At 64.5% G+C, this 14275-nt stretch carries 14 protein-coding genes; 11 read left to right on the forward strand and 3 right to left on the reverse strand.

Going from position 1 to position 14275, the window contains the following annotated elements; genetic code table 11:
- Positions 1 to 110 precede the first annotated feature (110 nt).
- Positions 111 to 989, forward strand: a complete 879-nt coding sequence (locus HTY53_RS04795; RefSeq protein WP_254599805.1) for a DUF4747 family protein — start codon at positions 111 to 113, stop codon at positions 987 to 989.
- 137 nt (positions 990 to 1126) lie between these two features.
- Positions 1127 to 1600: a hypothetical protein gene (locus HTY53_RS04800; protein ID WP_254599806.1), complete on the forward strand. Its 474-nt coding sequence runs from the start codon at positions 1127 to 1129 to the stop codon at positions 1598 to 1600.
- Between the two features lie 330 nt (positions 1601 to 1930).
- Here HTY53_RS04800 and HTY53_RS04805 read toward each other — a convergent pair whose 3' ends face one another.
- Positions 1931 to 2266: an ImmA/IrrE family metallo-endopeptidase gene (locus tag HTY53_RS04805; protein WP_174105294.1), complete on the reverse strand. Its 336-nt coding sequence runs from the start codon at positions 2264 to 2266 to the stop codon at positions 1931 to 1933.
- A 790-nt stretch (positions 2267 to 3056) separates the two neighbouring features.
- Complete coding sequence (gene acnB, locus HTY53_RS04810) at positions 3057 to 5648, reverse strand: bifunctional aconitate hydratase 2/2-methylisocitrate dehydratase (protein WP_174105295.1); 2592 nt, start codon at positions 5646 to 5648, stop codon at positions 3057 to 3059.
- Between the two features lie 239 nt (positions 5649 to 5887).
- Between acnB and HTY53_RS04815 the strand changes: the two genes are divergently transcribed.
- Positions 5888 to 6382 carry a hypothetical protein gene (locus HTY53_RS04815; RefSeq protein WP_174105296.1) on the forward strand — a complete coding sequence of 165 codons (495 nt, stop codon included), beginning with the start codon at positions 5888 to 5890 and terminating at the stop codon, positions 6380 to 6382.
- A 110-nt stretch (positions 6383 to 6492) separates the two neighbouring features.
- Here the strand turns inward: HTY53_RS04815 and HTY53_RS04820 are convergent, their stop codons facing one another.
- On the reverse strand, positions 6493 to 7599 hold the full coding sequence (locus HTY53_RS04820) for an esterase-like activity of phytase family protein (protein WP_254599807.1): 1107 nt from the start codon (positions 7597 to 7599) through the stop codon (positions 6493 to 6495).
- 380 nt (positions 7600 to 7979) lie between these two features.
- Between HTY53_RS04820 and fliL the strand changes: the two genes are divergently transcribed.
- The 8 genes from fliL to HTY53_RS04860 all read left to right on the forward strand — a co-directional run bounded on the left by fliL (position 7980) and on the right by HTY53_RS04860 (position 14254).
- Positions 7980 to 8459, forward strand: coding sequence for a flagellar basal body-associated protein FliL (fliL, locus tag HTY53_RS04825; RefSeq protein ID WP_174105354.1), 480 nt, complete (start codon positions 7980 to 7982; stop codon positions 8457 to 8459).
- Positions 8460 to 8600: 141 nt separating this feature from the next.
- Positions 8601 to 9608, forward strand: a complete 1008-nt coding sequence (gene fliM, locus HTY53_RS04830) for a flagellar motor switch protein FliM (RefSeq protein ID WP_174105297.1) — start codon at positions 8601 to 8603, stop codon at positions 9606 to 9608.
- Positions 9601 to 10041 (forward strand): flagellar motor switch protein FliN, encoded by a 441-nt coding sequence (fliN, locus tag HTY53_RS04835; protein WP_174105298.1) that lies wholly within the window; start codon positions 9601 to 9603, stop codon positions 10039 to 10041. The genes fliM and fliN overlap by 8 nt, the downstream gene beginning before the upstream one ends.
- Positions 10038 to 10589 (forward strand): flagellar biosynthetic protein FliO, encoded by a 552-nt coding sequence (fliO, locus tag HTY53_RS04840; protein WP_174105299.1) that lies wholly within the window; start codon positions 10038 to 10040, stop codon positions 10587 to 10589. Before fliN ends, fliO begins: the two co-directional genes overlap by 4 nt.
- Entirely contained in the window at positions 10586 to 11374 is a 789-nt protein-coding gene (gene fliP, locus HTY53_RS04845) for a flagellar type III secretion system pore protein FliP (protein WP_174105300.1), read from the forward strand. The genes fliO and fliP overlap by 4 nt, the downstream gene beginning before the upstream one ends.
- 60 nt (positions 11375 to 11434) lie before the next feature.
- On the forward strand, positions 11435 to 11704 hold the full coding sequence (gene fliQ / locus HTY53_RS04850; RefSeq protein WP_174105301.1) for a flagellar biosynthesis protein FliQ: 270 nt from the start codon (positions 11435 to 11437) through the stop codon (positions 11702 to 11704).
- A 72-nt stretch (positions 11705 to 11776) separates the two neighbouring features.
- Complete coding sequence (gene fliR, locus HTY53_RS04855) at positions 11777 to 12562, forward strand: flagellar biosynthetic protein FliR (protein WP_174105302.1); 786 nt, start codon at positions 11777 to 11779, stop codon at positions 12560 to 12562.
- Positions 12563 to 12922: 360 nt separating this feature from the next.
- Complete coding sequence (locus HTY53_RS04860) at positions 12923 to 14254, forward strand: metallophosphoesterase (RefSeq protein ID WP_368040908.1); 1332 nt, start codon at positions 12923 to 12925, stop codon at positions 14252 to 14254.
- Positions 14255 to 14275 lie beyond the last annotated feature (21 nt).

Below are 14275 nucleotides of genomic sequence, written 5' to 3' on the forward strand. Positions count from 1 at the left end.
GAACAACCCCGGAGAGCAAGCCCCATCATCGACAGGTAGATTTCGGTTACTATTTCACCTCCCGGGCGTGCTCCGGGGCGATAGAGAGAAAAACAAATGGGGTCCAACAATTGAGAACGGTCATCGTCGGTGCTTTGAACATTGTCATGCCTGAGCCACACAATCCCGATAGATACGTCGAGCTGCTAAAAAAGGCATACAGAAGCAAGCGCGCTATTAAAATTCGTGGCCAATTTGCCGGAATACTCGGCTCCTTCGATGGACACGAAGAAGACGGCTTCTACTATGGAGAGGTGTTCAAGTTTTACGACTTGAAGCTTTCGGGAAAGTGGCTCAATATGCTTCAGCAGGCTCCAGCTGAGGAGCACGATTTAGCGAAGCTTAATGTACCGGAGCACTTGAAGCCCGGCCTAGAGGCATTCCCTTTCCTATTTCATGCACCTTCGCATCGGTTGTTCTTCATTAGTCGCGAAACTGATGAGCATCTTGGCCCTATGGATGCTGGGCGGTACTTTCGGGAGCTGCTGAACCAGCCTCGTCTTGCAGAGCAGTATGGCCAGATAAACGTGACAGTCATACCAGCCGCCGACACGTTGGATCGAATTTTTGCGCTACCAGATCTTCGCAAGCTGCATATCGTGATTACTCCCCCCAATCCTGACGATTGGGAGGATCTAGAACAGGATATCAAGGAACGACTGACTGAACAGAATGCCGCCACCATGGTTACCGTGCTAGTCGCCGAGAAGGGCGAGTCGTTGGTGCCGAATGAAAGTACTCGGATGCTTTCTGAAGTGGCACAAGCGAATGGATATGTTGAAGCACGTGGAGCGACAGAGGGCGGGAAGGTTTCAACATTTTCGACGAAACAACACCCGATGCTGGCGCCGGCGAATTACGATCCGGACGTCGAAACAGTCCGAACGGCTCTATTGAGTGCGGCAAATGACTACATTTCGCGCATCCGCCGAGCCCGTCATCAGAACTGAGGGTAACGATGCTGCACGATCTGAGTAGATCGTATCAGGGCGTAAGAGGGATATTCGGCCGGTACTGGAGCGCATACGGTGGAGCTAGGGCAGTTTTAACGTCTCCGTATCTACACGCGTCTATCGTTTTAGCCGCGATGCTGAATCACCTTTGGGTTCGGCTCGAATGGTGGAGCGACGCGATTGCCGCTTTGCCGACGATGGTCGGATTCGCAATTGGCGCATACGCGATTGTGCTCGGGTTCGGTGACGAGCGTTTTCGTGCCGTGATCATGCAGCGGAAAAATGGTAGCACTAGCCCATATGTCAGGATTAGCGCCTCTTTGGCACATTTTATCGTTGTTCAGCTGGCTGCATTGCTGGCTGCTTTCATTGCGAAAGGATTGAACTTCGGTTTAAGCGAGAGCAATGGAATCGGCGCTCTTATTTTTCACATTTTCGGAAATATCGACTTCGTGCATGAGTGGCTGGCACCAATCGGGCACTTCGTAGGATTCATACTTTTTGTTTATGCAATGGCGACCGCTTTGGCAACCGCTATGGCAATTTTCCGTCTCACCACATTGGTGGAAAGGGATGAATCAACGAATAATGGTTGCACCGGCAAGTGAAATAGCATGCAATAAATTCTCGACAGGAACCTTCATGCGTGGACGCAGTGGCTTGGTGAGCGGAGGACATGTATGCTTCGGAAGCATCGTTACGATATCCAAGATTAAACCGGCGAATCCCGGTAAAGCCTTGGCCTTGTTCACCTACGCACAGCACTGGAGTTCGTTAAAAAATGCTTCGATTTTTTCAATAGACGAATAACGTTTGACCGCGCCGCCTCGGCTCCCGTCTCGCGTAACAGGCGTGATTCGGTCGCGTGGTGCAGCTGAGCGCAAACAGTCGGTGACTGATTATCCCTTAGCACTCGCCTTCGCCGAACAAACGCCGCCTCATAAGGCGTCAACGCGACTACACTCAGTGGCAGCGTGAAGAGGAAGACTAAGCGAACAGTCCCCTGCCTTGGACAGCAGGCCAAGCTGTGAACAGCGTACGGCCAAGGATGCGACGCTGACCTGAAATATCTTCTTCAACTCGACCGGCTCGCCGATGGCGATGGACGTCCGATGGCTTCCCACTAAACGATTCACCATGTCCTTCGGTATCAGGAACGCTCCGGCGAAGCGGTCCGCTGCCTTCTCCTGCTCTGTATCGCTCAATTCAACAAATCGAAGTACCAAGTGCGCGAGCGTAAAGCGTTGGCGTTCGCCGTTGTGCTTCTTGCTCACGACGACGGCGGGGACATCCCGCTGACCAGCTTACTGAATGATGGCTTTCGATCCTGAGACACATTGGGGCGAATCGAGCGCAATGACCTCGCTGCCCATGTCCTCAAGCAGCTCGATCATTGCGGGGATAGGGTCGGTGCCGAGCGCCACTATAGCCGCCGTAACGAGTCGGCTTCGAGTTCCGCGTCTTGGATCTGGCCGACGGCGAATGCTCCTCCACAGGGTGCGGACCAAGCCGCGGCGTGTTCGGATACCAGCTCTTCTAGCCTCAGATAGCGTCCGAGCTGGTCAAGGGCGGAGGCCTCAATAGCGCGCTCTTCTTTGGCGCCCGTATAGGGCGCCTTTCTGAAGTCAACGCGGTCAGCCCGATCTTCCACTCACTGAGCAGGACTTCGGGCGTGACGCGCAGCGCGTTGGCCATGGCAAGCAGTACGGTGGAACTTGGCATCATCTTGTCTTGCTAGCTTTTGCCGATGGCCTGCGCGTAAACCAAACTCTCGACCGTCGCTTGGAGGTCGCGCATGGACAGGCCGAGCGCCTCACCTGCCCTCTTCAGTCGGTTGCCAATCCGCAAACTTACAACTGCAGGACGCGCCGGCGAGGACCTCCCTAGGCACCCAGCCATGGGTGCGGCTTTAAAGCCCAGCAAAACAAAAAGCCCCGGAGACTTCCGCCCCCGAGGCTTTCCCAACAGAAACAAATTCAAAAGCAGTTCAACCCAGTCTTCAAGGCTCAAGACTCACAACAAAAAAACACCCTCAAACCCCAAAGACCAGTTTGCTCCCCGCCATCAAACCGTCACCGTATCCGCCACCCCCTTGAAATCCTCGATCTGATCGAAGTTCATGTAGCGGTAGATCTTGTCGCCATTGGCGTTGAGCACGCCCATGTCGGCCATGTACTCCTCCTTGGTCGGGATGCGACCGAGGCGCGAGCAGATGGCGGCCAGTTCCGCCGAGCCCAGATATACGTTGGTGTTCTTGCCCAGGCGGTTCGGGAAGTTGCGGGTCGAGGTCGACATCACGGTCGCGCCTTCGCGCACCTGGGCCTGGTTGCCCATGCACAGCGAGCAGCCCGGCATTTCGGTACGCGCACCGGCGGTGCCGAACACGCCGTAGTGGCCTTCCTCGGTCAGCTGCTTCTGGTCCATCTTGGTCGGCGGGGCGACCCACAGCTTGACCGGGATGTCGCGCTTGCCTTCCAGCAGCTTGGACGCGGCGCGGAAGTGGCCGATGTTGGTCATGCAGCTGCCGATGAACACTTCGTCGATCTTGGCGCCGGCGACGTCGGACAGGGTCTTCACGTCGTCCGGGTCATTCGGGCAGGCGACGATCGGCTCGTGCACGTCGGCCAGATCGATTTCGATCACGGCGGCGTACTCGGCGTCGGCGTCCGGCTCGAGCAGCTTCGGATCGGCCAGCCAGGCTTCCATGGCCTTGATCCGGCGCGACAGGCTGCGGGCGTCCTGATAACCCTCGGCGATCATCCACTTCAGCAGCGTGATGTTGCTGTTGATGTATTCGATGATCGGTTCCTTGTTCAGGCGCACCGTGCAGCCGGCGGCCGAACGCTCGGCCGAAGCGTCGGACAGTTCGAACGCTTGCTCGACCTTCAGGTCGGGCAGGCCTTCGATTTCGAGGATGCGGCCCGAGAAGATGTTCTTTTTGCCCTGCTTGGCGACGGTCAGCAGACCCTGCTTGATCGCGTACAGCGGAATCGCGTTCACCAGGTCACGCAGCGTGACGCCCGGCTGCATCTTGCCCTTGAAGCGGACCAGCACCGATTCCGGCATGTCCAGCGGCATCACGCCGGTGGCAGCGGCAAACGCCACCAGGCCCGAGCCGGCCGGGAAGCTGATGCCGATCGGGAAGCGGGTGTGCGAGTCGCCGCCGGTGCCGACGGTGTCGGGCAGCAGCATGCGGTTCAGCCACGAGTGGATGACGCCGTCGCCCGGGCGCAGCGAGATGCCGCCGCGGGTGCTGATGAATTGCGGCAGCGTGTGGTGCGTCTTGACGTCGACCGGCTTCGGATAGGCGGCGGTGTGGCAGAACGACTGCATCACCAGGTCGGCCGAGAAGCCCAGGCAGGCCAGGTCCTTCAGCTCGTCGCGGGTCATCGGGCCGGTGGTGTCCTGCGAGCCGACCGAGGTCATCTTCGGTTCGCAGTAGGTGCCCGGGCGGATGCCCTTGCCTTCCGGCAGGCCGCAGGCGCGGCCGACCATCTTCTGCGCCAGCGTGTAGCCCTTGCCGGTGTCCGCCGGGTTCTGCGGCAGGCGGAACAGCGTCGACGGGGCCAGACCCAGCGCTTCGCGCGCCTTGGCGGTCAGGCCGCGGCCGATGATCAGCGGAATGCGGCCGCCGGCGCGCACTTCGTCGAACAGCACCTCGGACTTGACCTGGAATTCGGCGATGACTTCGCCGTTCTTCAGCGCCTTGCCTTCATACGGGCGCAGCTCGATCACGTCGCCCATTTCCATCTTCGACACGTCGAGCTCGATCGGCAGCGCGCCGGCGTCTTCCATCGTGTTGTAGAAGATCGGGGCGATCTTGCCGCCCAGGCACACGCCGCCAAAGCGCTTGTTCGGCACGAAGGGGATGTCTTCGCCGGTGAACCACAGCACCGAGTTGGTGGCGGACTTGCGGCTCGAGCCGGTACCGACCACGTCGCCGACGTAGGCGACCAGGTGGCCCTTCTCCTTCAGCGATTCGATGAACTTGACCGGGCCGCGCTTGCCGTCTTCCTCGGGCTGGAACGCGGCGCCTTCGCGCTTGTTCTTCAGCATCGCCAGCGCGTGCAGCGGGATGTCGGGGCGGGTGGTGGCGTCCGGGGCCGGCGACAGGTCGTCGGTATTGGTTTCGCCCGGGACCTTGAACACGGTCACGGTCAGGCTTTGCGGGACTTCCGGACGGCTGGTGAACCATTCGGCGTCGGCCCAGCTTTGCAGCACGGCGCGCGCGTTGGCATTGCCCTTGTCGGCCTTCTCCTTGACGTCGTGGAAGGCGTCGAACATCAGCAGGGTCTTCTTCAGCGCGTCGGCGGCCACGGTGCCGACTTCGGCGTCGTCCAGCAGTTCGATCAGCGGCGAGATGTTGTAGCCGCCCAGCATCGTGCCGAGCAGTTCGGTAGCACGGGCGCGGCTGATCAGCGCGCAAGTTTCCTTGCCCAGGGCGACGGCGGCCAGGTAAGAGGCCTTGACCTTGGCGGCGTCGTCCACGCCGGCGGGCACGCGGTAGGTAATCAGTTCCAGCAGGGTCTGCTCTTCGCCGGCGGGCGGGTTCTTCAGCAGTTCGATCAGTTCGGCGGTCTGCTGCGCGGACAGCGGCAGCGGAGGAATGCCAAGCGCGGCGCGTTCGGCGACATGGGCGCGATAGTTTTCGAGCATAGGAGCCTGCGGGGTAATAGGGTTAAGAAACACCGTTGTGGTCGCGATTGTACGCTCAACGCCGGTCCTCGGTCAAACGTCTTATATCTTATATAAGACTTAGGACTGACGGCTGCGCAACAGTGCCTCGGCGTTACCGGGTGTAACGGCCGTAAGTCGTTGGCAGCAAAGGGAAACGGCGGGCCACGGCCGCCCGCGCGCGAGGTACAACGGAGGCTGCCGAATCATGGGAGAACGGTGTGAATACAGCGATTTTTGCCCTGCGCCGAGGGCTGGCTTTGATGGCCATGTGCGGCGCGACGATGCTGGCCGCTCAGGCCCAGGCGCAGCCGGTCGAATCGGGGCCGATGACGGTGGCCGGCACGCTGGTCGTCAACGGTCCGGTGACCGTGCAGGGGCCGGTCGAGGTCGACGGCCGCGTGCGGGTACGCGGACCCGTGACCGGACAGTGGTTCGAGACCGACGACGGCCCGTCGATGCGCGGCGCGCCGCAGCGGACCTTCAACGGCCCGCTGACCGTGCATGGTCCCTTGCGCGTGCAGGGCGACCTGATCGTCAATGGCCCGCTGGAAGCCGCCGGACCGATTCGTGCCGCGCGCATCCGTGCCGACGGGCCGGCGCGGCAGCGGCAATACGGCGACGATCGCCGCGGCTATCCGCCTGCATACCAGCGCGACTATCCGGACCAGCCGTACGAGGGGCGAGGCTACGACGGATATGGCTACGGGCGCTGAGGCACGCTGACAGCGGCTGCCACCCGCTGCCACCCGCTGCCACCCGCTGTCACCCGCTGTCACCCGTTAAACCGACTCACACGCGTTGATCGGCGCCCCGGCTGCCCTTCTTACTCGGGCAGCACCTCGAACGCCAGCACCTGCGTGATCTGGCTCGCGTTGAAGTTGTTGTCCGAGACCAGCACCAGGCTGTCGCGGCCGTTGGGCAGCTTCGGGCCCCACGCCATGCCCTCGATGTTGTCGACGGTCTTGAGCCCCAACGTATTGAGGTTCTGCACCAGCCGTTTCTGCACCGGCACGTAGCTGGCGCCGGTCAGCCGGTCCAGGCTGCGCACGTCCGTCGCGCCGCGGATATCGATCTGGTACAGCCGCACATAGGTGGTGAAATTGCCGTCGGCGCCCTGCACGCCGGCGCGCTCCAGCGTCAGCAGCCGGTTGTCGTCGATCGCCAGGATCTCCGTCACGCCGTTGTCGGCGCTGCGCCCCGGGGCGGGCGCCGCCGGAATCGGGTCCAGCGGATAGACATACTGCGCCAGCACGTTGCCGTTGCGGTCATAGCGCAGCAGCCGCGACACCGAGCCGGACGAGGGCGTCGGCAACGCGCCGTCCTGATACAGCGGCCCTTCCATGCTGACCCACAGCGACTTGCCGTCGGCGGACAGCGACAGCCCCTCGAACGTTGCGTTGTTGCGCGAGCCGGACTCCTGCGTCGGCGACATCCTGAACGCGGGCGGCAGCGGCAAGGCCCCGGTCAGCGTGCCATCCGTGCGGGCCCGGGCGACGAAGGGGTCGAGGCCGAGCGCGCGATCGCCCTCGCTGGTCCACCACAAGCTGCTGGTGGAGGGATCGAAGCGGATTGCCTCGGGATCGGGCACGACGCCGCCGGCCGCGCGGTTCGGATAGGCGCTGCCGTCGGCCTGCCGCAGCGTCACCACGCTGGCGATCTGCACCGGCTCCAGCCGATTCAGGTCATAGCTGAGCCGCGCTGTATAGAAGCGGGCGGGCTGCTTGTCCGAGCGGTCGTCCGAGACCAGATACCAGAGCCGGGCCGCGGGATCGTAGTCGACGCCGGACAGGCCGCCCACCGTGGTGCCGCCGACCTGCAGGTCGTTGGGCAGCGTCTGCTCGCCGATCAGCCGGACCGCGCCGACCGAGCGCCGCAGGCTGTCGCCGTTGTCGTCATCGCCCCCGCAGGCGGCCAGCAACGCCGCTGACATGACGAGTGCGGCGAGCCCCAGGCCCCGGACCCCGGCACCGCGGGCGGGCGCGATACCCGGGCGCTCGACACCAGGTTCGGCGACAGGCTCAATGGAAGGATCGGCGGGACGGACGGCGGGACGGCGCATGCGCAGGCTCTCCAGGGACCAGATCCCGCGAGTCTGGCGCCGCGCAATGACCCGCCGATGACAGTCCGGCCGCAGCCCGCTCAAGTTCCGCCGCCCGGCAACGTTAACCCATGTGATGACCGTCCGCCGCCGCCGACGGTCGCTCCCGTTCGGCTCAAACGGCCAAGCTGAGCGGGTTTCCCCCTTTTTTTCGGCCCATTGCCCGCCACCGATTCACCCAGAATGGCGTGGCATTCCGATACAGGCATCTCATGGCGAAAACGCTCACGACTCCCCAGGCATCCGGCTCCAGCAAGCGCGGGGTGCTGATTCTCGCCGGTGTCGCGGTCGCGGCCGTGCTGGGCGCGGGAAGTTTCTTCCTCGGCAGCCTGCTGAACAACCGCGCACCCGCCGCGCCGGCCGCGCCCGTGGTTCCGGCGCCGATCTTCGTCGCCCTCGACGCCTTCACGGTCAACCTGAAGGGCGAGGACGGCGACCGCTTCTTGCACACCGGCCTGTCGGTCAAGGTAGCCGACACGCAGACGCAGTCGCGCATCGCCGAATACCTGCCGGAGGCACGCAGCCGCATTCTGCTGTTGCTGTCGGCCAAGCAGCCGCCGGAGCTGTCGACCGTCGAGGGCAAGCAGAAGCTCGCCGAAGAAATCAAGCAGGCGCTGGCAAAGCCGTTCGCACCGGCCCTGCCGAGCCAACAGATTGTGGATGTCCTGTTCACTTCCTTCGTGGTGCAGTAAGCCCGTGCCCTGCCCCGCTTGCCAACCCGATATGAAGCCGACCACCCGACTCTCGCCCGCCGATGCGCACCTCGCGCGCGCCCAGGCCGGCGTGCGTGCGGCGCTTCTCTAATCCAGTCGTTCATTGGGGCAGGACACTAAATGGCTTACGACAAGTTCCTTTCGCAGGACGAAGTAGACGAGCTGCTCAAGGGCGTATCCGGCGAAGCCGACACGCCCGAGGCCACCGCACCGGTCGCCGAAGACGGCGTGCGGCCCTACAACCTGGCGACCCAGGAGCGCATCGTCCGCGGCCGGCTGCATACGCTGGAGATCATCAACGAGCGTTTTGCGCGCCAGCTGCGCACGGCGCTGTTCAACTTCATCCGCCGCGGCGCGGATATCTCGGTCGGCTCGATCCGCATCGAGAAGTACGGCGAGTTCGTGCGCAATCTGCCGGTGCCGACCAACCTGAATCTGGTCCACATGAAGCCGCTGCGGGGTACCGCGCTGTTCGTGTTCGATCCGAATCTGGTGTTCCTGGTCGTCGATAACCTGTTCGGCGGCGATGGACGCTTCCATACGCGCGTCGAGGGCCGCGACTTCACGCAGACCGAGCAACGCATCATCCGCCGCATGCTGGATCTGGCGCTGGCCAGCTACGGCCACGCCTGGCAGGCGGTCCATCCGATCGAGTTCGAATACGTTCGCTCGGAGATGCACACCAAGTTCGCCAACATCGCGATCCCCAACGAGGTCGTGGTGACCACCGCCTTCCATATCGAACTGGGCGCGGTCGGCGGACAGATGCATGTCTGCTTCCCGTACTCGATGATCGAGCCGGTGCGCGATCTGCTGATGAATCCGCTGCAGGATGAAGTCGAGGTCGACAAGCGCTGGCTGCAGCAGCTGTCGCAACAGCTGCGCGCCGCGGAAGTGGAACTGGTGGCCGAATTCGCCCATTTGCGCAGCACCGTGGCTGAAGTGCTGGCGCTGCGCGCCGGCGACGTGCTGCCGATCGAGCTGCCCGAGAACGTGATCGGCAAGGTCGACGGCGTGCCGGTCATGCAGTGCAGCTACGGCACGATGAACGGCCAGTACGCGCTGCGTGTGCAGCGCATGTTCAATCATCAAGACAGCGATTCCAACAAGGAAACCGACCATGACTGACGGCAAAGAGGACAAGCCGGCCGATCCGATGGACGACTGGGCGAGCGCCCTGGCCGAGCAAACCAGCGCGACTGCTGCGCCGGCCGCCGCCACCGCCACGGCGGCTGCAGCCACGCCCGCGGCCGCCACGGTTTTCCAGCCGCTGGAGCGCGAAGCGTCGAGCGGCTTCCACAACGATATCGAGATGATTCTCGATATCCCGGTGCAACTGACGGTCGAACTGGGCCGCACCAAGGTACCGATCAAGAGCCTGCTGCAACTGGCGCAAGGTTCGGTGGTCGAGCTCGACGGCCTGGCCGGCGAGCCGATGGACGTGCTGGTCAACGGCTATCTGATCGCGCAGGGCGAGGTGGTGGTGGTCAACGACAAGTTCGGCATCCGCCTGACCGACATCATCACGCCGTCCGAACGCATCCGGAAGCTGAACAAATGAAACCCGCTCGGGGCCGCGCATGGCGGTCCGCGCCGGGCACGCGGTCGTACGCTGCCCGCTGGATCTGCGCTGCGGCCGCCGGCCTGCCCGCCTTCGCGCACGCAGCCGATGCCGTGACCAGCGCGACCGGCGCCGGCGCGCTGGCGCAGGCCGGTCTCGGCCTGTTCGCGATCATCGCGCTGATCCTGGGCCTTGCCTGGCTGGCGCGCCGCGCCGGTCTGGTGCGGCATGTGCAGGGCGGCCTGATGAAGGTGGTCGGCAGCACCAGCCTGGGCGCACGCCAGCGCCTGCTGCTGGTCGAGGTCGGCGATACCTGGCTGGTGCTCGGTGTCAGCGCCGGCGAAATCCGCACGCTGCATACCCTGCCGGCCGGCTCCGCCTCCCCTGGCGAGGCGATCGCCGGCATCGGTGGCATGGGCGGCGGCATGGGCAGCACCCACACGTCGCCCCAGGCCCCGTTTGGCGACAAGGCCACCTTTGCACAGAAGCTGCTGCGCTCGATGCAGCAGAACCTGCAACAAACCCTGCAACAGACCCCGAAGTCATGAACACCCTGTACGCCGCCAGCCGGCGTCGGTCCGCAGCGCCGCTGACGCTGGCGCTCGGCCTGCTGCTGGCCGCCGCGCTCGCGCTCGGCACCGACCCCGCCGCCGCGCAGGCCCTGCCAGGCGTGGTCAGCCGCCCCGGTCCGGGCGGCAGCCAGACCTGGTCCCTGTCGGTCCAGACGCTGGTCCTGCTGACCTCGCTGTCCTTCCTGCCGGCCGCGCTGCTGATGATGACGGGCTTCACTCGCGTGGTGATCGTGCTCGGTCTGCTGCGCACCGCGCTCGGCACCGCCACCTCGCCGCCGAACCAGGTGCTGATCGGCCTGTCGCTGTTCCTGACGTTCTTCGTGATGTCGCCGGTGCTGGACCGCGTCTACACCGACGCCTACAAGCCGCTGTCGGAGAACCGCATCAGCCTGGAGCAGGCCGCCGAGCGCGCCGCCGCGCCGATGAAGGCCTTCATGCTGAAGCAGACCCGCGAGAAGGACCTGGCCCTGTTTGCGCAGATGGCCAGGACGCCGGAGATGCAGGGCCCGGAGGACGTGCCGCTGCGCGTGCTGGTGCCGGCCTTCGTCACCAGCGAGCTGAAGACAGCGTTCCAGATCGGCTTCACGATCTTCATCCCGTTCCTGATCATCGACCTGGTGGTGGCCAGCGTGCTGATGGCGATGGGCATGATGATGGTGCCGCCCGCGACGATCTCGCTGCCGTTCAAGCTGATGCTGTTCGTGCTGGTCGATGGCTGGCAGCTGCTGCTCGGCTCGCTGGCGCAGAGCTTCCTCACCTGATGTCACAGACCCTCCACGCCTGATGTTTCTCGCCGACCTCGCAAGCGCATCGGAGCCCAAATGACGCCGGAAACCGTAATGACCATCGCCACCCAGGCGATGAAGATGACGCTGCTGCTGGCCGGCCCGCTGCTGCTGGTCGCGCTGGTGGCCGGCCTGGCGATCAGCCTGTTCCAGGCCGCCACGCAGATCAACGAAATGACCCTGTCGTTCATTCCCAAGCTGCTGGCGCTGTTCATCACGCTGGTGCTGGTGGGGCCGTGGATGATCAACACCTTCGTCGACTACATGCGCGAGGTGTTCGAAAGCATTCCGGGTCTGGTGCGCTGATTCGGCCAGCACGGACACGGATAACGTCAACCACAACGACAGCATAACCACAGCGACCGCGGAGGCGACACGATGGTATCGGTGACCACGGCCCAGCTCTACGAATGGATCGCGGCCTTTTTGTGGCCGCTGTTCCGGCTGCTTGCGCTGATCGCCACCGCGCCGCTGTTCGGCGAGAACACCATTCCGCGGCAGGCCAAGATTGGTCTGGCCGCGCTGATCGCGATCGCGATCTCGCCGACCATCGACAATCTGCCGGTGGTGCCGATCTATTCCTTCGACGGCTTCCTGCTGATCCTCAACGAGATCGGCGTCGGCATCGCGCTCGGCTTCACGATGCGGCTGGTATTCGCCGCGGTCGAGTACGCCGGCGAAATCATCGGCCTGCAGATGGGCCTGTCGTTCGCGTCGTTCTTCGATCCAGGCGCCGGCGGCCAGACCATGGTTCTGGGACGCTTTCTCGGCATCGTCGCGATGCTGCTGTTTCTGGCGATGGATGGCCATCTGCTGATGCTGGCCACGCTGGTCGACAGCTTCTCGGCGCTGCCGATCGGCGGCACGCCATTGTCGGCCGAAGGCTGGGCCGCCGTGGCACGTGCCGGTGGCACGGTGTTCTCCTCGGGTCTGCTGCTCGCGCTGCCGCTGGTGGCGGCGCTGCTGACGCTGAATCTGGTGATGGGCATCCTGAACCGCGCATCGCCGCAGCTGTCGATCTTCGCGGTCGGCTTCCCGGTCACGCTGGCCGGCGGCCTGCTGCTGCTGATGCTGGTGATGCCGCAGATGAACGTATATATGTCGCATCTGATCGAGACCGGCCTGTCGTCGCTGGAAAGCGTACTGGGCCAGCTGGCGCGCTGATCCCGCGCTTTCGCTGATCCCGTGCTTTAGGCCGGGCGCCAATCGCGATAAGCTGCGGCCGCATTCGAACGCCGCGTCGAGGCCAATCCCTTACGCTTGGGGCCGTGCCGCCTGCCGGCGGCGTTCCCCTTGCCAAGGATCGATCAGCCCATGCGTCTCCTCCTTCTCGACCGTTACCCATCCCGCCCCGCCGCCGCCAATTCGCGGCGCCTCCCGCTGCGCAAGTTGGCGATGCGCGCACCGCTTGTGCTTGCGTCTGTGCTTGCGTTGGCCGTTTCGCTTGCGCTTGCGGGGTGCGGGGTCACCGACTCCTCCCCTTCGCCGGATCCCGCCGAACCGCGCCGCATCGAGGCGGCATGGGTGCAACTGGTCGGCGACCATCGGGCGATGGTTCGCGCGATCGTTGCATCGCCCGACCGCGCGGCATCCTCTTCCGTCGATGTCGCGATGTGTCCGCCGCTGGTGGCCGACGGCGTCGCGCAGACCATGACGCTACGCGCCGCGCCCGGCATCGCACCGGCCCGGCCGGTCGTGGCGGGCGCCGACGCTGCACCTGCCGCGTTTCCCGTCGCGGTCTGCGAGGCCATGCTGCCGCCAGGGGCCAGCGAAGCGAGCGTGGCGGGCCGAGTCCTGCCCCTGCCGCGCCAGGCGCCGAAACGTGTGCTGGTGATCGGCGACACCGGCTGCCGGATGAAACACGGTGCGCCGTGGCAGGCGTGCAACGATACGCGCGCGTGGCCATTCGCCACCATCGCCGCACGGGCCGCCGCCATGGCACCCGATCTGGTGATTCATGTCGGCGACTACCACTATCGCGAAAGCCCTTGCCCCGAAGGGCTTGCCGCTTGCGCCGGCAGTCCGTCCGGCTATGGCTGGACCGCCTGGCACGCAGACTTCTTCGCTCCCGCCGCGCCGCTGCTGGCTGCCGCCCCGTGGGTGATGCTGCGCGGCAACCACGAGGAATGCCGCCGCGCCGGGCAAGGCTGGTATCGCTTTCTCGATCCGCGTCCGTGGCGGCAGGGGCAGACCTGCGACGATGCCGCCAACGATGGCCGAGCCAATCACGGCGAGCCCTATGCGGTGGATCTAGGCCGCGGCACGCAGCTGGTGGTGTTCGACTCCGCGGCCGCCGGCATGCGTGCGCTGGGCGCCGACGACTCGCGCCGCACCGCCTACACCAGCGAATTCGACAAGGTAGCGGCCCTGGCGGCCCGGCCCGGCATCCGCAACACCTGGTTCGCCAGCCACCATCCGGTGCTGGCCTTCATTCCCGAACCGGGCGACGACAAGCCGACCGGCAATCCGGCGCTGCAGTCCGTCATGTCTGCATTGTTCGGTCCCGCATGGTATCCGCCGGGCATCACGCTCGCATTGCACGGGCACGCGCACAGCTTCCAGGCAGTCGACTTCGCCTCCGGCCATCCGGCGGCGCTGGTCTCGGGCAATGCCGGCGACATGCTGGACGAAGCGCTGCCGCCGATGGCGGGACTGGCGCCCGCGCCCGGAACGCAGATCGCGCGGATGACCCATGGCGGCCATTTCGGCTTCGCGATGCTGGAACGACACGACAGCGCTGACGGCAACGACGAATGGCAGGCAAATGTCTATGACATGGACGGACGGCTGCTGACGCGCTGCGCGCTTGCGGGCCGGCGCCTGGCCTGCGATCGCACCGGTCCGCTGCAGCGCTGATCCTTCCGCGCGCGCCGGGCG

The sequence above is a fragment of the Cupriavidus gilardii genome, from assembly GCF_013314895.1.
In the GTDB taxonomy this organism is placed as follows: domain Bacteria; phylum Pseudomonadota; class Gammaproteobacteria; order Burkholderiales; family Burkholderiaceae; genus Cupriavidus; species Cupriavidus gilardii_C.

Bases quoted from the DNA above. Each gene is read 5' to 3' on its own strand.
- HTY53_RS04820 (WP_254599807.1), bottom strand. From the start codon at position 7,599: ATGTCAGCGGCGTTGCTGGCCGCCTGCGGGGGCGATGACGACAACGGC.
- acnB (WP_174105295.1), bottom strand. From the start codon at position 5,648: ATGCTCGAAAACTATCGCGCCCATGTCGCCGAACGCGCCGCGCTTGGC.
- fliL (WP_174105354.1), top strand. From the start codon at position 7,980: ATGGCGAAAACGCTCACGACTCCCCAGGCATCCGGCTCCAGCAAGCGC.
- fliO (WP_174105299.1), top strand. From the start codon at position 10,038: ATGAAACCCGCTCGGGGCCGCGCATGGCGGTCCGCGCCGGGCACGCGG.
- fliN (WP_174105298.1), top strand. From the start codon at position 9,601: ATGACTGACGGCAAAGAGGACAAGCCGGCCGATCCGATGGACGACTGG.
- fliR (WP_174105302.1), top strand. From the start codon at position 11,777: ATGGTATCGGTGACCACGGCCCAGCTCTACGAATGGATCGCGGCCTTT.
- fliP (WP_174105300.1), top strand. From the start codon at position 10,586: ATGAACACCCTGTACGCCGCCAGCCGGCGTCGGTCCGCAGCGCCGCTG.
- fliQ (WP_174105301.1), top strand. From the start codon at position 11,435: ATGACGCCGGAAACCGTAATGACCATCGCCACCCAGGCGATGAAGATG.
- HTY53_RS04800 (WP_254599806.1), top strand. From the start codon at position 1,127: ATGCTGAATCACCTTTGGGTTCGGCTCGAATGGTGGAGCGACGCGATT.
- fliM (WP_174105297.1), top strand. From the start codon at position 8,601: ATGGCTTACGACAAGTTCCTTTCGCAGGACGAAGTAGACGAGCTGCTC.